Below are 18,807 nucleotides of genomic sequence, written 5' to 3'. Positions count from 1 at the left end.
ATCGATTTATATTATCCTAATTTTTCATATAACCTAGCTAACAGAAAACTTCCTGGAACCGCGGAAAGGGAAGCGGGCACAATCGAAATCGCAGCTCGCCATCATTTTTGAAAACGCTTTATTCGGGAAGGTAGTGGCAGAGGAACACAGGGGGGATGCGGATGCGGCTCGTGCATCATTTGACGAATCATATGAAAATCCGCAACAAGCTCTATTTCTCCTTTATTGCGGTCGTCCTCGTACCCGTCCTCATCGTCGGCGTATACCTGACTGTGGAGCTCCGGCGGATGGCGCTCGACAACGCGGTGGACCAGACGACGGCCAACGTAGAACGCGTAAAGAAACGGACGTCCGATCTGCTCAAGGTTGCGTACGATATTTCCTATCGGCTCTACAACGACCATCGCCTGTCGGAGCTCGCGACGCGCAGATACGACTCCATCTACAGTGTCGTCAAGTCCTACAAGAGCTACCCCGACTTTCGGGAATACGAGGATCTGTACAAGGAAGTGTCCGGCATCCGACTCTACTTCGACAATCCGACGCTGCTGAACAACTGGGAGTTTCTCCAGCCGAGCCCTGACGTCATGGGGGCGTTCTGGTACGAGCGCGCCATGAAGGCAAACGGACTCATCGCCTGGAACTACATCCGGGACGACCGGAACGGGCAGTACAACCTCAGCCTGATCCGCCGGCTCGACTTTACCGAGAACAACGCCAAAGGCATTCTCGTCATCAACATCAACTCGGCGATGCTGAACGGCATCCTGAGCCAGGAGACGTTCGAGACGATGATCGTCGACGAGTACGATCATATCGTCGCCGCGAACCGGCCGGGCCAGGCGGGCAAGACGCTCGCCGACGCGCATTTCGGCCGGGACATCGCGGATCGGAGCGACGGCACCTTCGATACGGTCGTGGACGGCAAAAAGTCCCGCATCCTGATCGACACCTGGAATTCCGCCGACAGCCTGAACGGACTGCGGATCATTTCCGTCTTCTCGGTCGACGGCATCGTCCAGGAGCCGAATCGCATCATTCGGCTCGCGGTCGTCGTCATCTCGATCAGCATTTTGATCGCGTTGATCCTCATCTACGGCTTCTCGTCCCTGCTGACGGGCCGGCTGCTGCGCCTCAGCAAGCAGTTCTCCCGCGTCGCCTCCGGCAAGCTGGACGCCGCGCTCGAGATCGACGGGCGGGACGAAATCGGCCAGCTCTCCCGCCAATTCAACGCGATGGTCGGCAGCATCCACGAGCTGATCATGGAAGTGCAGGATACGAACGCGCAGAAGAACCTGCTCGAGAAGCGGCAGAGCGAAATCCGGTTCCGCATGATGGCGAGCCAGATCAATCCGCATTTCCTGTTCAACACGCTGGAATCGATCCGGATGAAGGCGGTGCTGCACAAGGAGAAGGAAATCGCGAGAGTCGTGAGGCTCCTCGGCAAGCTGATGCGCCGAAGCTTGGAAGCCGGCCACAGCAGCGTCCCGCTCGGCAGCGAGATCGACGTCGTCAAGTGCTACCTCGAAATCCAGCAGTTCCGGTACGGGGAGCGTCTGAACTACGAGCTGTCGATCGATCCCCGGGCGGAAGACGTCCCGGTGCCCGCGCTGATCATCCAGCCGCTGGTGGAAAACGCCATCATCCACGGCCTGGAGAACAAAGAGGAGGGCGTGACGGTGCGGATCGAGGCCCGGCGGGAGGGGGACGGGGTCCGCGTGTCCGTGACCGACGACGGCGCGGGCATGTCTGCGGAACGGCTGAACGAGGTGAAGGGGCATCTGGAAGGGCCGGACGAGGAGGGCGAGGGACATCGGATCGGCTTGCGCAACGTGCACTTGCGAATGCAGCTCTCCTATGGGCCCGCGTACGGCTTGCGCATCGAAAGCGAGCCCGGGCGGGGCGCCCGCGTTCAATTCGTCATCCCGCATCAACAGGAAGGAGGGTTGATTCATGTACGGCGTGCTCATCGTGGATGACGAATCGACCATTCGGGAAGGCCTCGAAGCGTTGATCGAATGGGAGGATGCGGGCTTTCGCGTCATCGGCGCGGCGGCGAACGGGAAGGAGGCTCTCCGTCTGTACCGCGCTTATCGGCCCGATTTGATGATCGTCGATATCCGGATGCCGGGGATGAACGGTCTGGAGCTGATCCAACAGCTGCGCCGCGAGGAGGAGCGCGTGCACGTGTTGGTGCTGAGCGGGTACGCCGACTTCGGCTACGCCAAGCTCGCCATCCACCTCGGGGTCGACGGCTATCTGCTGAAGCCGGTGGACGAGGACGAGCTGACGGCCTCGCTGGCCGCGGTGAAGACGGCGCTGGACGAGGAACGGCGCGCCGAGGCTGAAGACCAGCTGCAGGCCGTTTGGAGCCCCGAACTGCTCGTGGAGACGCTGGCGGCGGGCCGATTCCGGGAAAACCCGGAATCGCTGCGCTATGCCGCGGCCCAGGCGGGCTTGGACTGGGCGGCCTATCAAGTCGTGCTGCTTTATCTGAAGCCAGCCGATACGGCGGACCCAGAGGCGCGTGCACGGGTGCTGGAACGGCTCGGCCGGGCGCTTGCGAGAGAGGGCGGGGTCGTCTTCCGGGCGGAGCCATACGACGGGTTGCTGCTCAAGAGCCCGCTCCGCGCCGATTCGGCGAGGCGCGACCTGCTGCGCCTGATCGAGGACGCCGCGTCGGGCGAGGGCGTCCCGTTCGTGGCGGCGGCAGGCGGCGTAGCCGACGGGCTGGAGCGTCTGGCGGACGCCTGCGCCGATGCGTTCGAGCGGCTGCGCGTCCGGTTTTTCTACGAAGCCGGGACGCTGATCCACGAGGACACGCCCCGGCCGCCGCTACCCGCCGAGACGCCCGACCCGGGGGCCGCCGCGCGTCTTGACGAAATCAAGGACAAGATCACGTACGCGATCGAAGCGGGCAGCAGGGCGCCGCTGTCCAATCTGCTCGAGGAGGCGGGCCGCTGCATGCTCCAGGCAGGGGAGAACGAGAGCGGGATCAAGATCAGGTACGGACAACTGCTGGTGCATACGCTGAACCGGCTGGCGCAGAAGCACGCGATCGTGCGAGAACGGTTTCCGGCGTACGAGGAACGCGCGCTCGCCGTCTATAGCTCGCCGTCCTACGGGGAGTTGCGCCGGATGATCGCCGTCCTCCTGGAGGAGATCGCAGGCTTGATCGCGGGCGCCGGCTCCGAACCGCGGATCCGCCAGATGATCCACCTCATCCATCTCCGGTACGGGGAGAATCTGAAGCTGGAGGCGCTGGCGGACGCTTTGGGCTACAACAGCGCTTACCTGGGCAAGCTTTTTCGCCATACGACGGGGGACGCCTTCAACACCTATCTCGACAAAGTGCGAATCGAAAAAGCGAAAGAGCTGCTGGACGAGGGGATGAAGGTGTACGAAGTGGCGGAGCGGGTGGGCTACGCAGAGGTGGATTACTTCCGCGCGAAATTCCAGAAATACGTAGGCGTCCCCCCGACCGCTTACCGCAAAAAACACTCCTGATCGAGAGGAAGAACCAATAAGCGCCGAACAGCAAAGACGACATCTCAGACGGTGCAAGCCGAGAACGGCCGCTCCGAAGCGTTTCGCCCGGGAGCGGCCGTTTTCGCGTCTTCTTTCTGAAAACGCTTTCTGAAATCGCTAATTTGGAGGGGATTTTTGTCGCAATCACTCGGGTACTGCATGTCTGGCGATTCCACTATCATTAGGGCATGCATCAAGGAGGGGAAATCCATATGGAAGCGGCTGCAGCCGAATTGGAAAGCAAACCGGCCAAACGCGCCGGCCGACGATTTTGGCGCATTTTGATCCAGCAACGTTACTTATACCTCATGTCGCTGCCGTTCATCGCCTGGGCGTTCGTCTTCAGCTATCTCCCGCTATGGGGCTGGACGATGGCGTTCCAGAAATTCCGCCCCGGCCGTCCTTTCCTCGACCAGGAATGGGTCGGACTGCAGTATTTCAGGGAGCTGTTTCACGACCCGCAGTTTTACCTGGTGCTGCGCAACACGATCGCGATGAGCACGATGTCGCTCGTCGCCGGCTTCACGGTGCCGATCCTATTCGCCCTCGTCCTGAACGAAGTCCGCTCGATGTCCGTCAAGCGCTTCGTGCAAACGGTGTCTTACTTGCCCCACTTCGTCTCCTGGGTCGTCGTGGCGGGGCTCGTCACGAAGATGCTGGCGACCGACGGCGTCGTGAACGGCATTCTGATGGGCCTTCATCTGATCGATCAGCCGATCCAGTACATGGCGAAGGGCAACCTGTTCTGGTATATCGTGACCGGGTCCGACGTGTGGAAGGAAATGGGCTGGAACACGATCATCTACCTGGCCGCCATCTCCGGCATCGGTCCGGAGCTGTACGAGGCCGCGAAGGTAGACGGTGCGGGGCGGCTGCGCTCGATCTGGCACATCACCTTGCCCGGCATCCGCTCCACGATCATCATTCTTCTCATCATCTCGATCGGCCATCTGATCAGCATCGGCTTCGAAAAGCAATTTTTGCTCGGCAACCCGCTCGTCAGCGACTATGCGCAGGTGCTCGACCTGTACGCGCTTAATTACGGGCTGTCGATGGGGCGGTTCTCGTTCGGTACGGCGATCAACATCTTTAACTCGATCATCAGCCTCTTCCTGCTGTTCGTCGCCAACGGCGTGTTCAAGCGGATCACCAAAGAGAGCGTGTTCTGAAAAGGGGGGTGCCTGCATGGCTTCGAACACCGTCAAATCCAGGGCCGCTTGGTCGATTTCGACCTTCGACGTCTTCATTTACTTGATCTTGGCGATCGTCACGGTCGTCACGCTTTATCCGTTTCTGAACGTGCTCGCGATCTCGTTGAACGATTCTACGGACAGCGTGCGGGGCGGTCTGACGATCTATCCTCGGGTCTTCACGCTGAAAAACTACGAGACGATCTTCGCCTTCGGCGGCCTTATGACCGGGCTGAAAATCTCGATTCTGCGGACGGTCGCGGGCACGCTCATGGGGCTCGTCAGCGCGTCGATGCTGGCCTTTACGATCAGCCGCGCGGACTTTCAGGGACGCCGGTTCGTTTCGACGTTCCTGGCGCTGACGATGTACGTGTCGGGCGGCTTGATCCCGTTCTACATCCTCATCCGCGACCTGCACATGATCGGCACCTTCGCCGTCTACGTGCTGCCCGGCCTGGTGAGCGCCTTCAACGTCTTCATCATCCGCTCCTTTATCGACGGCATTCCGTTCGCGCTGCAGGAGTCCGCCAAGCTCGACGGGGCGAACGACTGGACGATCTATTGGCGGGTCATCCTCCCGCTGACCAAGCCGGCGCTCGCGACGATCGCGCTGTTTCTCGCCGTCGGACAATGGAACGCCTGGTTCGACACCTATCTGTACAACGGCTCGTCGCCCCACCTGACGACGCTGCAGTTCGAACTGATGAAGGTGCTGCAGAGCACGACTACCAACGCCGACTCTTTCCGGGGCCGCAATATGACCGAGGTGATGCGGCAGATTTCGCCCGAATCGGTGAAGATGGCGATCACGATTGTCGTCACCGTTCCGATCCTCGTCGTCTACCCGTTCCTGCAAAAGTATTTCGTCAAAGGCATGACGCTCGGCGCCGTCAAGAGCTGAGCAATCGCCGCCGGTATCGACAGGTTTCCTGTTTATACAATACAACCGAACACACATGGGAGGGTTCACTGCATGGCGAACAAGAGATCGAGATCGGCCGCCGCACTGATGGCGATCGCGCTAACGGTCAGCATGCTGGCCGGCTGCGCGGGCAAGGACAAGGGGAACGGCGGGGCTTCGCCGGGTACCGCCGCGCCCAGCGGCAGCGCCGGCTCCAGCCCGAGCGCGTCCGCGGAGGATCTCGCTCCGGTTACCTTCACCTATTTCTCCGAAGACCCCAATCCGAACTGGAACAACATGCAAGACGACGTATCCAAGGAAATCACGAAACGAACGGGCGTCACGCTGAACGCGGAGTACGCAGTAGGCGATCCCGCGCAGAAAGTCGCGCTGATGGCGGCGAGCGGCCAGTATCCCGACATTATCGCGGCCAAGGGCGACATCGGCAAGCTCGTCGACGCCGGCGGCGTCATCGATCTGACCGACCTGATCGACAAGTATGCGCCGAACATCAAGCGCGTGCTCGGGCCTTACCTGAGCAGAGCCAAGTATACGACCAAGGACCAGGCGATCTACTCCATCCCGACCTGGGCGGCGGTGAACGAGCAGAAGTTCGTCGCGGGCGGCGGCTTCGAATTGCAGCACCGGGTCGTCAAGGAAGCGGGCTATCCGCAAATCCGCACCTTGCAAGATTACGAGAAGGTCATCAAAGACTATCTCGCCAAGCACCCGACCGACGAGAACGGCAACAAAAATGTCGGCGTCTCCCTGAACGCGGACGACTGGCACATGTACATCTCCGTCACGAACCCGGCCGTCGCCGTCACGGGCGGCTCCGACGACGGCGAGTATTGGGTCGACCAGGATACGTTCGAAGCGACGTACCATTTCCGCCGCCCGGAGGAGAAGGAGTACTTCCGCTGGCTGAACCACATGAACGCGGAAGGGCTGCTGGACAAGGAAAGCTTCGTGCAGAAGTACGATCAATACAAGGCGAAGGTTGCGTCGGGCCGCGTGCTCGGCCTCATCGACCAGGACTGGGATTACAACGACGGGCAACAAGCGCTGAAGGCGGCCGGCAAATTCGACCAGACGTACGGCCACTATCCGGTCACGATGAGCACGGACATCAAGGAGCCTTCCTTCTGGCCGACGGGCTTCATGGGCGGCTACGGCATCTCGATCTCGAGCACGGCGAAGGATCCGGTCCGCATCATCAAGTTCCTCGACTTCCTTGCCTCGGACGAAGGCCAGATCCTGAACAACTGGGGCATCGAAGGCAAGCACTACATCGTCGAAAACGGCAAGCGCGTCGTGCCGAAGGAAGTGCAGGAACGCATCAACAACGATAACACGGCGTTCACCAAGGAGTCGGGCATCGGCTTCTACTGGAACATCATGGTTCACTACGGCGACGGCGCCAAAGACGCGAACGGCGACTACTACACGAAGAACAACCCCGAGCTGATCCCGGTCGGCTACAGCGACGTTGAGCGCGAGACGCTCAAGGCGTACAACGCGACGATCTGGAAGGACCTGTTCCCGGCAGAAACCGAGTTCAAGGAAAAAGCGTACGGCGCGGCCTGGAACATCCAGATTCCGGGCGAAGACGAGGTGTCGATCCTCGGCAACAAGATGAAGGACATCACCTGGAAACGCGTGCCCGAAGCGATCTTGGCGAAGCCGGAAGACTTCGACAAGATCTGGGACGCTTATCAGCAGGACCTCGTCAAGGCGGGCGTCGAGAAAATGGAAAAAGGATACACGAAATACGTACAGGACCGCGTCGCGCTGTGGAGGGCCGACGAAGGCAAGTAAGCCCGATTTGGTCGGCATGATGAGTTTCCTTCATATCAAAGAAGAGCAACAGCTCTGGGGCGATCCCGGAGCTGTTGCTGCGTAATGTTCCTTTTCCTGACTGATCTGCGGCTGCCGAGTTTGAGGAGACAGGCCCGCGGCGGGAAACGGATAATGACGGCCTAGCCCCGCTCGGAGCGGGGCGATAATCCGATTATCGGGTTATCTAGGCGAGGAGTACATGCGAGTGACGCCGTCAAGGTCCGTACAGGCAGCCGGGAAGACGGCCGCGCATTTCGTTTGAATTGACGGGACGTTCTGTATATAGTAGTAAAAAGGATATGAGGAAAGACGGTGCAGGGCATGCCGGAAAAACGAAGGGTCGCGGTCGTCTTCCGCAGCCGCCAGGAGGGACCGTGGGCCGAAGAGCGGCTCGCGGGCGAATGGTATCGGCTGGCGACGGGCTGGGTGCTGCGGTGCCCGGACGCGATGACGGTCTCCGTACTGAAGGGCGACGTGCGCGTCGTCCGGCAGGGCGAGTTCGGCGTCGAGATGACCTTTCGTCTCGGGGCGGCCGTGCCGGGAGCGATCCATACGCCCCGGGGCTCGCTCCCGGTCGAAGCATATACGCACGAGCTGCAGGCCGAGCTGACGGACGCCGGGGGGACGCTCTCCTGGCATTACGAGATGCGGATGGAAGATCAGGATATGGGCCGCTTTGAGATCGGGCTGGACATTCGGGAGGAATCAGGGTCATGAACGTATTGGAACAAGCGCACGAAACATTAAAAGGAGCGATCGCGGACGCCATCGTGCAGGCGGGGATCGTGGCGCGGGAGGACGTGCCGCCAATCGTCCTCGAGGTGCCCCGCGACAAGGCGCACGGGGATCTCGCGACGAACGCGGCGATGCAGCTGACGCGCATCGCGAAGAAAAACCCGCGGGAGATCGCGACTGCGATCATCGAGAACCTGGACAAAGCCGGGGCGTCCGTCGAGTCGGCGGAAATCGCGGGACCGGGCTTTATCAACTTCCGGATGGATAAGCGCTATCTGCATCCGGTCATCGCCTCCGCCCGCGCGCAGGGCGCCCGGTATGGCAGCACTGACGCGGGCCAAGGGCGCAAGGTGCAGGTCGAGTTCGTCAGCGCCAACCCGACGGGCAGCCTGCACCTCGGGCACGCGCGCGGGGCCGCCGTCGGTGACGCGCTGTGCAACGTGCTCGCGTTTGCCGGCTACGATGTGACGCGCGAGTATTACATCAACGACGCAGGCAACCAGGTGGCCAACCTGGCCAAGTCGATCGAAGCGCGCTACCGCCAGGCACTCGGCCAAGAGGCGGACATGCCGGAAGACGGCTACTACGGCGAGGACATCGTCGGCTTCGCCAAGGAGCTGGCGGAGCGCGAAGGCGCGCGCTTGCTGGAGCTGCCGGAGGAGGAGCGGGTCCGGTACTTCCGCGACTTCGGGCTCGAGCGGGAGCTGGACAAGATCAAGCGCGACCTGGGTCGGTTCGGCGTCCAGTTCGACAGCTGGTACAGCGAGACATCGCTCTATCAGACGGGCAAGGTCGAGCGGTCGCTCGCCGCGCTTCGCGAGACCGGCCACGTTTACGAGCAGGACGGCGCCGTCTGGCTGTCGACGACCCCGTTCGGTGACGACAAGGACCGCGTCCTCGTCAAGAACGACGGCAGCTACACGTATCTCACGCCGGACATCGCCTACCATATGGACAAGTACGGCCGCGGCTACGACCAGATGATCAACATTTGGGGCGCGGACCATCACGGCTACATTCCGCGGATGAAGGCGGCGATGGCCGCGCTCGGCAACGACCCGGACAAGCTGACCGTGCTCATCGCCCAGATGGTCAGTCTTTTCCAGAACGGCGAAAAGGTCAAAATGTCGAAGCGCACCGGCAAAGCCGTCACGATGGAAGATCTGATGGACGAAGTCGGAGTCGACGCGATTCGCTATTTCTTCACGATGCGGAGCATGGACTCCCATCTCGACTTCGACATGGATTTGGCGGTTTCGACGTCCAACGAGAACCCGGTGTTCTACGTCCAGTACGCGCACGCGCGCATCTGCAGCATCTTCCGCCAGGCAGAGGAGCAGGGCGTCGCGCTGCTGCCGGCGGACGAAGCCAAGCTGGAGCTCCTGACGACGGAGCACGAATACGATCTGCTGCGCAAGATGGGCGAGCTGCCAGCCGCCGTCGCCGACGCGGCGGCAACCTATGCGCCGCACCAGATCATCCGCTATGTATACGAACTTGCCTCGCTCTTCCACAGCTACTACCGGGCGGAGCGGGTCATCACGGAAGACGCGGAGCAGAGCCAGGCCCGCCTTCAGCTGCTGGAAGCGCTCCGTCATACGCTTGCGAACGGCCTGCGTCTCGTTGGCGTGTCCGCCCCGGACCGGATGTAGCCGCCCGGGCGCCCGGCTTCGGCCGCGGCGCCCCGGGCAACCCGGCGGGCGGCGCGTCACTGCCGATCGTCGGCGATTTGCAGCATCCGCATCACGTCCAGCTCCCTGGCTCCCCGGGGAGCTGTCGTGCGCTGTAGGGGGCGCGAGGAGGCCTTCAGGATATCCTTGATCTCCCCGGGCGTGAGCTCCGGCTTTTCGGCCAGCAGCAGCGCGATGGCTCCGGTCACGTGAGAGGTGGCCATCGACGTGCCGCTCATGATGCGGCGACGGCCCCGCAGCCAGGCGGATTCGATCTGCTCGCCGGGCGCATAAATGTCCACCATCGCGCTGCGGTTCGTGAACTTCGCGATGCGGCCCTGCCGGTTCAGCGCGCCGACGGACACCGTGTTGGCGAAGCGCGCGGGAAAGTCGATCTCTCCCCGCTTGCCGTCGTTGCCGGAAGAAGCGACGATGAGCACGCCGGAGCGGTAGGCGTTGTTCACGGCGCTCAGCAGCGCCTTGCTTCTGGTGCGCATGCCGAAGCTCATGTTGACGATGTCGATCCGGTTGCGCACGCACCATTCGATGCCAAGGATAATGTCGGAGACGAAAGCGGTGCCGTTGTGGTCGAAGGCTTTGACCGGATAGATCGACGAGCGCGGGGCGACGCCGATCATGCCGCGGATCGGATTGGCGGCGGCGATGGACCCGGCGATATGGGTGCCGTGACCGTTGTCGTCATGCGGCAGCATCGTCCGCTGCAGCAGATTGATGCCGCGCTCCAAGGCGTGCCGGAGGTCGGGGTGCTGAAAGTCGACACCCGTGTCGATGACGCCGATTTTGACGCGCTGGCCCGTCGTCCGGTTCCAAGCCAGCGGCGCCCGGATCCGCCTGACGCCCCAGGGGATATTCAGATCGCTCGCGAGGACGGACCGGGTAGCCCGGAGCGGCGCGCGTACGGTGACGATCGGGTCCTCTTCGCAAACGAAGGCGCCTCGATAGGCTTCGGGGATGCCTGCGATCGGCAGCGGAAAGGAAAAGCCGCGGATGATGCCGAGCTGGCGCACGGCCCGGAGCGTCTTGGAGCTTCGCCGCGCCCGACGCAAGGCAGACAGGAGGTTGAAGTAATCGGAAGGCTGGGCGACGCGAAGGATCGTACGGCCGGCGTTTTTGCCGGAAGCCGCGAGAGCGCCTTGCAGCCATTTCAGGAAGCCGCTCGTGTCCATTGGCTTGTAACCCCTCCCGACGAAATGAGCTTCCCTATTGTATGAACGCACCTCCGCAAAAGCTTGGGAATTCGCGTTTTTTAGACGGAAATGGGCGTCACTCTGTGTCAAACGGCGGCGCTTCACATACGATGAAGGGAGAGTTTCCCGGCGAGACTCTTAGCCACGTCGGTTCCTCCCGCGGGAGGCGGCCGGGGTACAGTCGAAAAGCGAAGGCGCAGTCTGCGGACCCGCCTTCGCTTTTTCGCGTTCCGAAAACTTGCATTTTCACAGGAAATGCGGTTAACTATTGGTTGACACCAACGCGAATCAAGATTTTTGGTTAACATACAGAGAGGATGGGGACTTAAGGTGAGCGCGGAATACGTCCTGAAATTCGACGCCGAAAAAATCCGGGAAATGCCGATGGTCGACCTCGCCTTCGAGGTGCTCAAGGCGGCCAACACCCCCTTTTACTACCGGGATCTGATGATGGAGATCGCCAAGCTGCGCGGCTTTACGGAAGAGCAGATCAACGAATCCATCGCCCAGGTGTATACCGAGATCAACATCGACGGCCGCTTCGCCTGCGTAGGCAGCAACGTATGGGGCTTAAAGCGCTGGTATCCGGTTGATCGTTCCGACGATCCGGTCACCGGCGGCGCCAAGCGTCCTCGCATCATCAACGACGACGACGATCTGGACGACGAGGATCTGTACGGCGAGGACGAGGAAGAAACCTTCACGGAAGGCGAAGAAGGCTTCGATCTGTTCGACGAAGACCGCGAGGAGATTTTCGACGAAGGCGAGGAAGCCAGCGAAGCCGACGAAGAAGTCGCGATCGACGAGGACGAGGAGTCCGGCATCGAGGAAGAGATCGACGAAGAAGAAGCGGAAGAGGAAGAAGAAGAAGACTTCGAAGAGGGCGACCTGGACGACGAAGAGGAAGACGAAAAGTAGGCGCTCGTCAGGCTTGACACCCACCAGACCAGACGTTAAACTTAGGCTTGGGCTTTTCAAGCGAGCATTTCTATAGGGTGTAAATTTTAAAAGTGCCCCCATTTATTGGGTGTCACTTTTTTGTTTTGCGGGCAATCTAAGAACGATGCCGATCGGCACGTGGTGGGAGGTTTCATACAGGGTGACCAAATACATTTTTGTGACAGGCGGCGTCGTGTCGTCGCTCGGCAAGGGAATTACCGCCGCTTCGCTCGGACGGCTGCTCAAGAATCGCGGCCTTAAGGTGACGATTCAAAAATTCGACCCTTATATTAACGTGGATCCGGGGACGATGAGCCCTTATCAGCACGGGGAAGTGTTCGTGACCGACGACGGCGCGGAGACCGACCTCGACCTCGGCCACTATGAACGCTTCATCGATATCAATCTCTCCAAAAACAGCAACGTGACGACCGGCAAGATCTACTCGACGGTCATCAGCAAGGAACGCCGAGGCGAATATCTCGGCGGTACGGTTCAGGTCATCCCGCACATCACCAACGAGATCAAGGACCGCGTCTTCCGCGCGGGCCGCGAGACCGGCTCCGACGTCGTCATCACGGAGATCGGCGGCACGGTGGGCGACATCGAGAGCTTGCCGTTCCTCGAAGCGATCCGCCAGATCAAGAGCGACATCGGCCGGGACAACGTCATGTACATCCACGTGACGCTGATCCCGTACATCAAGGCGGCCGGCGAAGTGAAGACGAAGCCGACCCAGCACAGCGTCAAGGAACTGCGCAGCATCGGCATCCAGCCCAACGTCATTGTCTGCCGGACGGAATATCCGCTGGCCGAGGACATGAAGCGCAAGATCGCGCTGTTCTGCGACATCGATGCGAACGCCGTCGTAGAGTGCCGCGACGCTTCTACGCTGTACGAAGTGCCGCTCATGCTCCGCGAGCAAGGGCTCGACGACTACGTCGTCAAGCATCTCGGTCTCGGCGGGGAACTGGTGCCGGATATGGCCCAATGGGAAGCGCTCGTCCAGCGCGTGAAATCGCTGAAAAAGACGACGGAAATCGCGATCGTCGGCAAGTACGTGGCGCTGCACGACGCTTATCTTAGCATCGTGGAGTCGCTCGGACACGCCGGCATCGACGCGGACTCCGAGGTGCAGATCCGCTGGGTCAACGCCGAAGAAGTCACGCCCGCCAACGTGGAGGACATGCTGGGCGGGGTGAACGGCATCCTCGTTCCGGGGGGCTTCGGAGACCGGGGCATCGAGGGCAAGATCACCGCGATCCGCTACGCGCGCGAGCGGGAGATCCCGTTCTTCGGCATTTGCCTCGGCATGCAAGTCGCCGTCATCGAATACGCCCGCAGCATGGTCGGCCTCGACGGCGCCAACAGCTCGGAGATCCACCCGGCAACGCCGTTCCCGGTCATCGATCTGCTCCCCGAGCAGAAGGACATCGAGGATCTTGGCGGCACGATGCGCCTCGGCCTTTATCCTTGCAAGGTCGTGCCAGGCACGCTTGCGGCGCAATGCTACGATGACGAGCTCGTGTACGAACGTCACCGTCACCGGTACGAATTCAACAATGAATACCGCGAACAGATCGAATCCGCGGGGCTTAAAATTTCCGGCACTTCGCCGGACGGCCGCCTCGTGGAAATGGTCGAGCTGCCCGGACATCCGTGGTTCCTCGCCGTGCAATTCCACCCGGAATTCACGTCCCGTCCGAACCGTCCGCAGCCGCTTTTCCGCGATTTCGTCAAAGCTTCCCTCGTTCACGCGGAAGGCTAAGGCAAAAGGCAGGTTATCTAACAGCGACGGCGAAGGCCGTCGCTATTTTTTCACAATTTTCCATGGGTGCGGAAGGATTTCCATGTCGAGACCGCGAATACGGGAGGATACAGGTTAGAAGGTTATGGAGGAGGATTATTTGATGCCTAAGAAGAAGCTGCTCATTGTCGATGATCAAATCGGTATCCGAATCCTACTGCTCGAAGTGTTCAGCGTCGAAGGCTACGAGACGTTCCAGGCGGCGAACGGGCGCGCGGCGCTCGAGATCGTGCGCAACCACACGCCGGACCTGGTCCTCCTCGATATGAAGATTCCGGGAATGGACGGCTTGGAAATTCTGAAACAGATCAAGGAAATGAACCGTGAGATCAAAGTAATCATGATGACCGCCTATGGAGAGCTCGACATGATCAAGGAAGCGACCGATCTCGGTGCGCTGATGCACTTTACGAAGCCGTTCGACATCGATGAGCTCCGCATCGCCGTGAACATGCAATTGGAAGGCGGCCCTTCGCCCCGTTTCGCCTCGGGGTCCTGAGAGCTTTCTTTCCTTCTGTTCACCACCGGCTTCTTTCGCCGACGGCCCCTTGTTTCCCCCCGCCGCTTCGCTTGCCGATTTTCCGCCTCCTCCTCTCTTGGGCGGCCTCCCCGACGGCGTCCGCACCCGCTTTCCGTGCCAAAGGAAGATTCCTTTCAAAGCCTGGATTCGCCCGGACAAGTTGCCCGGCGTCGCTTGAGAAAATTCTAATCTGCTTCCCGCGGCCGGAGAGCGGCCGCGGCGGGGCCTTGCGGGAGGCGGTTTCCGGCCGTTTTTCCCGTATTCAAGGGCGTTCCCGCCGTTTTTCTGCGGGACAGGCCGTTTTACAATAAAAAGTCTTTTTGTGTTATAATAGCGCAGTATGCAAGTCGGCGAAGAGACGACTTACAGCTTATCTGAATCGCAGGAGGAATCACACATTATGCCACTCGTGTCAATGAACGAATTTTTGCCTAAGGCAAAAGCCGGCAAGTTCGCAGTGGGCCAGTTCAACATGAACAACCTCGAGTTCGCCCAAGCGATCACGGACGCGGCGATCGCCGAGAAGTCTCCCTTCATCTTCGGCGTCAGCGAAGGCGCGCTGAAGTACATGGGCATGGAATACACGGTTGCGATCGCCGAAGCGGCGGCCAAGAAATCGGGACTGCCGATCGCGCTGCACCTCGACCACGGCAGCAGCTTCGAAGTCGCGATGGCGTGTATCCGCGCGGGCTTCTCGTCCGTCATGTTCGACGGCTCCCACCACTCGTTCGAAGACAACATCCGCCTGACCAAAGAAGTCGTCAAGGCTGCGCACGCGATGGGCGTCTCCGTTGAAGGCGAGCTCGGCACCATTGGCGGCGTCGAAGACGACCTGAGCGTCGACGAAGCGGATGCGAAGTTGGCCAAGCCCGAAGAAGCGATCCGTTTCTACGAAGAGACGGGCGTAGACTGCCTCGCGATCGCCGTCGGCACCGCGCACGGCATGTACAAGGGCGAAGTGAAGATCCACTACGATATCATTAAGCAAGTCGTCGCCAAAATTCCGGTACCGGTCGTGCTGCACGGCGGCTCCGGCGTGCCGGACGAAATGATCCGCGAAGCGATCCAATCCGGCGTCGGCAAGATCAACGTAAACACCGAGAACCAAGTCGCCTGCACCGCGGCGATCCGCGAAGTTCTCGGCAAAGACGACAAAGTGATCGATCCTCGCAAATATCTCACGCCTGCTCGCAACGCGATGCAAGCCGTCGTGCAAGAGAAGATTCGCCTTTTCGGCAGCAGCAACCAAGCTTAATTCCCTATTATTCCGCACGTCCCGCGGGCTGTCGCAGCCTTGTATCCCTGCGGCAACCGCTCCAGCTCGGGGAAAGCGTCGTCCGCGGCGTCTTTCCCTTTTCCTTCATTTGTATCCGCACGACGGCTTAAAGAGCGGGCAGATGGAGCAGAATACTAGGAGGACCATGCATTCATGGAGAAACTTATGATACGCGGTGGGCGCCCGCTCCGCGGAACAGTCTCAATCAGCGGCGCCAAAAACAGCGCGATCGCGCTGCTGCCGGCAGCGATCCTGGCGGAATCCGAAGTCAGGCTGGACAATCTTCCTCATATCAGCGATGTAGAAATTTATAGAGAATTGCTCGAAGAGCTAGGTTGCAGAGTGACTTGGAACGAAGACACCCTGTCGATTGACCCGACCCGCATTCAATCCATTCCAATGCCCAACGGCCGCGTAAAGCTCTTAAGAGCTTCCTATTATCTGATGGGCGCACTGCTGGGCCGTTTCGGCGAAGCCCTCATCGGCATGCCGGGCGGATGCAATTTCGAACCCCGTCCCATCGATCAGCATATCAAAGGCTTTGAAGCGTTGGGCGCGGTCGTAACGAACGAACACGGAGCCATCCGCATCAAGGCACAAGAATTGCGCGGGGCTAGAATATATATGGACGTCGTCAGCGTCGGCGCCACGATCAACATCATGCTGGCAGCAGCCAGAGCCAAAGGCTCCACCATCATCGAGAACGCCGCCAAGGAGCCGGAGATCATCGACGTCGCCACGCTCCTGAACGCGATGGGCGCGAAGATCAAGGGGGCCGGCACGGAGACGATCCGCATCGAAGGCGTGTCCAGTATGCACGGCTGCCGTCACTCGATCATCTCCGACCGGATTCAAGCAGGCACTTATATGATCGCAGCAGCCGCCACGCGCGGCGACGTCATCATCGACAATATCATTCCGAAGCACTTAGAGGCGATTACCGCCAAGCTCCAAGAAATGGGCGTGCACGTCTACGAAATGGACGAGGCGATCCGCGTGGTTGGCCAGCCGAACTACGAAGCTGTCGACGTCAAGGCGCTTGTTTATCCCGGCTTCGCGACCGATTTGCAGTCTCCGATGACGAGTCTCTTGACGCAGGCGAGCGGCGTGAGCATCCTGTCCGACTACGTATACAGCAACCGCTTCAAGCATGTGCCGGAGCTGACGCGCATGGGCGCGCAAATCCGGGTCGAGGGCCGGTCGGCCATCATCGAGGGCGGGCCCCTGAATGCGGCCAAAGTACGGGCGGCCGATTTGCGCGCGGGAGCGGCGCTAGTCGTGGCTGCGCTGACGGTAGACGAAGGAGTGACGGAAATTACCGGTTTGGAATACATCGACCGCGGTTATGAGAGATTAGACGAGCATCTTCGCAATCTCGGCGCGGACGTCTGGCGAGAAGGGTGAGGCGTTCGCCGCTTGATGCGGCGTCCCTCGCCTTTATTCTAACGATGAAGTGGGGATTGTATTGACGGATTTTATGATGTCCGATTTGGAAGGGTTAACCCTGACGCAGCTGTATAAGCTCGCCAAGGACCATCAGATCAGCAATTACAGCCAAATGATCAAGAAAGAGCTCATCGTCGCGATCCTGCGTTCGCAGGCGGAGCGCGGCGGGCATATGTTCCTCGAAGGCGTCCTGGAAGTGCTGCCCGAAGGCTACGGCTTCCTTCGCCCGATTAACTACCTGCCCAGCGCGGAGGATATCTATATCTCGGCTTCCCAGATTCGCAAGTTCGATCTGCGGACCGGCGACCTCGTGTCCGGCAAGTGCCGGGCGCCTAAGGAGAGCGAACGGTACTTCGGTCTCCTGCAGGTCAATGCCGTAAACGGAGATTCCCCCGAAGTCGCCGCCGAACGCCTCCATTTTCCCGCCCTGACTCCTCTGTTCCCGAACGAGAAACTCGTGCTCGAGACGACCCCCACCCGATTGTCGACCCGCATCATGGACTTGCTAGCGCCGGTGGGGCTTGGCCAACGCGGCTTGGTCGTAGCGCCGCCTAAGGCCGGCAAGACGCTGCTGCTCAAGGAGCTCGCCAACAGCATCTCCACCAACCGTCCGGACATCTCGCTCTTCGTGCTGCTCATCGACGAGCGGCCGGAGGAAGTGACGGACATGCAGCGCTCGGTCAAAGGGGAAGTGGTGGCCTCGACGTTCGACGAATTGCCGGAGCATCACATCAAGGTGGCGGAGCTGGTACTGGAAAGGGCCAGACGGCTCGTGGAGCAGAAGAAGGATGTCGTCATCCTGCTAGATAGCATCACGCGGCTCGCCCGCGCGTACAACCTCGTCGTGCCGCCGTCCGGGCGCACGCTGTCCGGGGGCGTGGACCCTGCGGCTTTCCACCGTCCGAAGCGGTTCTTCGGCGCCGCGCGCAACGTGGAGGAGGGCGGCAGCCTGACGATCCTCGCGACCGCGCTCGTCGAGACCGGCTCGCGGATGGACGACGTCATCTACGAGGAATTCAAGGGAACGGGCAACATGGAGCTGCACCTCGACCGCAAGCTGGCGGAGCGTCGCATCTTCCCTGCGCTGGACATTCGCCGTTCGGGCACGCGACGCGAGGAGATGCTCCTCACCAAGGAAGAGCTCGACCGGGTATGGACACTGCGCAAGAGCATGAACGATTCTCCGGAGTTCGTGGACCAGTTCCTGCGCAAGCTCGCCGGGACGAAGACGAACATCGAGTTCCTGACCGTGCTGGAATCGTCCGGCGGCCCTTCCGCTGGGCGCGGTCCGATCCGTACCGGCTCGGGCACGGCTACCACCTACAGCAGCGGCGGCGGAGGGACCGGCAGCGGTGCCGGATACAGCTCGAACGCGAGCCGTTATACGGGCGGAACGACCCGCACGGGTACGGGAGCGCCGATGCGCTCCTCCTCCCCGAGCGGCAACTATGCGGGCTCGCGCCCGAGCTATTCGTCCGGCCATGCCGGGACGGGCGCGCGGCCGACCGGCGCCGCGAACGGCGGCTCCGCCTACGGCAACGGCGGCGCCGAGCCGACCGGCGCAAACGCCGCCGGCACCGGCACGACTGCGCCGCGTCCGGCGCCTAGCGCGCCATCGGCGCAGGGCGCATCCGGCGCAGTAGGCGCGAGTACGCCTACGCCTGGCGCAGGCTCCGGCAGCGCGAGCTCCGGCACGGCGGCCTCGCGTCCGGTCGCGCCGGCGGCACCAGGCGCGACCGCCGGCGCCG

General features: G+C 61.1%; 13 protein-coding genes and 1 pseudogene. 13 read left to right on the top strand and 1 reads right to left on the bottom strand.

Annotation, left to right across the window (positions count from 1 at the left end; all coding sequences use genetic code 11):
* Nucleotides 1–161: 161 nt before the first annotated feature.
* The 7 genes from LKX83_RS18090 to argS all read left to right on the top strand — a co-directional run bounded on the left by LKX83_RS18090 (nucleotide 162) and on the right by argS (nucleotide 9,845).
* Nucleotides 162–1,979: a sensor histidine kinase gene (locus LKX83_RS18090; protein WP_227883699.1), complete on the top strand. Its 1,818-nt coding sequence runs from the start codon at nucleotides 162–164 to the stop codon at nucleotides 1,977–1,979.
* Nucleotides 1,954–3,507, top strand: a complete 1,554-nt coding sequence (locus LKX83_RS18085; RefSeq protein WP_227883698.1) for a response regulator transcription factor — start codon at nucleotides 1,954–1,956, stop codon at nucleotides 3,505–3,507. The genes LKX83_RS18090 and LKX83_RS18085 overlap by 26 nt, the downstream gene beginning before the upstream one ends.
* A 233-nt stretch (nucleotides 3,508–3,740) precedes the next feature.
* Nucleotides 3,741–4,697, top strand: coding sequence for an ABC transporter permease (locus LKX83_RS18080; protein WP_227883697.1), 957 nt, complete (start codon nucleotides 3,741–3,743; stop codon nucleotides 4,695–4,697).
* A 16-nt stretch (nucleotides 4,698–4,713) separates the two neighbouring features.
* Nucleotides 4,714–5,619, top strand: coding sequence for a carbohydrate ABC transporter permease (locus LKX83_RS18075; protein WP_227883696.1), 906 nt, complete (start codon nucleotides 4,714–4,716; stop codon nucleotides 5,617–5,619).
* Between the two features lie 72 nt (nucleotides 5,620–5,691).
* Entirely contained in the window at nucleotides 5,692–7,437 is a 1,746-nt protein-coding gene (locus LKX83_RS18070; RefSeq protein ID WP_227883695.1) for an ABC transporter substrate-binding protein, read from the top strand.
* Nucleotides 7,438–7,779: 342 nt separating this feature from the next.
* Entirely contained in the window at nucleotides 7,780–8,175 is a 396-nt protein-coding gene (locus tag LKX83_RS18065) for a YwiB family protein (protein ID WP_227883694.1), read from the top strand.
* On the top strand, nucleotides 8,172–9,845 hold the full coding sequence (gene argS, locus LKX83_RS18060; RefSeq protein WP_227883693.1) for an arginine--tRNA ligase: 1,674 nt from the start codon (nucleotides 8,172–8,174) through the stop codon (nucleotides 9,843–9,845). The genes LKX83_RS18065 and argS overlap by 4 nt, the downstream gene beginning before the upstream one ends.
* Nucleotides 9,846–9,901: 56 nt before the next feature.
* On the opposite strand, the gene LKX83_RS18055 is transcribed toward argS, so the two are convergent.
* Nucleotides 9,902–11,050, bottom strand: coding sequence for a S8 family peptidase (locus tag LKX83_RS18055; protein WP_227883692.1), 1,149 nt, complete (start codon nucleotides 11,048–11,050; stop codon nucleotides 9,902–9,904).
* Between the two features lie 351 nt (nucleotides 11,051–11,401).
* Between LKX83_RS18055 and rpoE the strand changes: the two genes are divergently transcribed.
* From rpoE to rho, 6 genes and pseudogenes are all read left to right on the top strand, one after another.
* Nucleotides 11,402–11,989, top strand: coding sequence for a DNA-directed RNA polymerase subunit delta (gene rpoE / locus LKX83_RS18050; RefSeq protein ID WP_227883691.1), 588 nt, complete (start codon nucleotides 11,402–11,404; stop codon nucleotides 11,987–11,989).
* A gap of 181 nt (nucleotides 11,990–12,170) precedes the next feature.
* A complete protein-coding gene (locus tag LKX83_RS18045) occupies nucleotides 12,171–13,778 on the top strand; it encodes a CTP synthase (protein WP_227883690.1) in 1,608 nt (535 codons plus the stop codon).
* Between the two features lie 142 nt (nucleotides 13,779–13,920).
* The gene (locus LKX83_RS18040; RefSeq protein ID WP_185142013.1) at nucleotides 13,921–14,316 is read left to right on the top strand and encodes a response regulator; all 396 of its coding nucleotides are present in this window, start codon (nucleotides 13,921–13,923) and stop codon (nucleotides 14,314–14,316) included.
* 421 nt (nucleotides 14,317–14,737) lie between these two features.
* Nucleotides 14,738–15,592, top strand: a complete 855-nt coding sequence (gene fba, locus LKX83_RS18035; RefSeq protein ID WP_227883689.1) for a class II fructose-1,6-bisphosphate aldolase — start codon at nucleotides 14,738–14,740, stop codon at nucleotides 15,590–15,592.
* Nucleotides 15,593–15,766: 174 nt separating this feature from the next.
* On the top strand, nucleotides 15,767–17,017 hold the full coding sequence (locus LKX83_RS18030; RefSeq protein WP_227883688.1) for a UDP-N-acetylglucosamine 1-carboxyvinyltransferase: 1,251 nt from the start codon (nucleotides 15,767–15,769) through the stop codon (nucleotides 17,015–17,017).
* 73 nt (nucleotides 17,018–17,090) lie between these two features.
* Nucleotides 17,091–18,413, top strand: a pseudogene (rho, locus tag LKX83_RS18025) (transcription termination factor Rho); the annotation flags it as partial.
* Between the last annotated feature and the right edge of the window lie 394 nt (nucleotides 18,414–18,807).

Source organism: Cohnella baijiui, from assembly GCF_020731285.1.
Classification (GTDB): domain Bacteria; phylum Bacillota; class Bacilli; order Paenibacillales; family Paenibacillaceae; genus Cohnella.
Note: the sequence above shows the minus strand (reverse complement) of the source record. Positions and strands in the feature narration are given on the sequence as shown.

Bases quoted from the DNA above. Each gene is read 5' to 3' on its own strand.
- LKX83_RS18070 (WP_227883695.1), top strand. From the start codon at position 5,692: ATGGCGAACAAGAGATCGAGATCGGCCGCCGCACTGATGGCGATCGCG.
- LKX83_RS18075 (WP_227883696.1), top strand. From the start codon at position 4,714: ATGGCTTCGAACACCGTCAAATCCAGGGCCGCTTGGTCGATTTCGACC.
- LKX83_RS18065 (WP_227883694.1), top strand. From the start codon at position 7,780: ATGCCGGAAAAACGAAGGGTCGCGGTCGTCTTCCGCAGCCGCCAGGAG.
- LKX83_RS18090 (WP_227883699.1), top strand. From the start codon at position 162: ATGCGGCTCGTGCATCATTTGACGAATCATATGAAAATCCGCAACAAG.
- fba (WP_227883689.1), top strand. From the start codon at position 14,738: ATGCCACTCGTGTCAATGAACGAATTTTTGCCTAAGGCAAAAGCCGGC.
- LKX83_RS18030 (WP_227883688.1), top strand. From the start codon at position 15,767: ATGGAGAAACTTATGATACGCGGTGGGCGCCCGCTCCGCGGAACAGTC.
- LKX83_RS18040 (WP_185142013.1), top strand. From the start codon at position 13,921: ATGCCTAAGAAGAAGCTGCTCATTGTCGATGATCAAATCGGTATCCGA.
- LKX83_RS18055 (WP_227883692.1), bottom strand. From the start codon at position 11,050: ATGGACACGAGCGGCTTCCTGAAATGGCTGCAAGGCGCTCTCGCGGCT.
- LKX83_RS18085 (WP_227883698.1), top strand. From the start codon at position 1,954: ATGTACGGCGTGCTCATCGTGGATGACGAATCGACCATTCGGGAAGGC.
- argS (WP_227883693.1), top strand. From the start codon at position 8,172: ATGAACGTATTGGAACAAGCGCACGAAACATTAAAAGGAGCGATCGCG.
- LKX83_RS18080 (WP_227883697.1), top strand. From the start codon at position 3,741: ATGGAAGCGGCTGCAGCCGAATTGGAAAGCAAACCGGCCAAACGCGCC.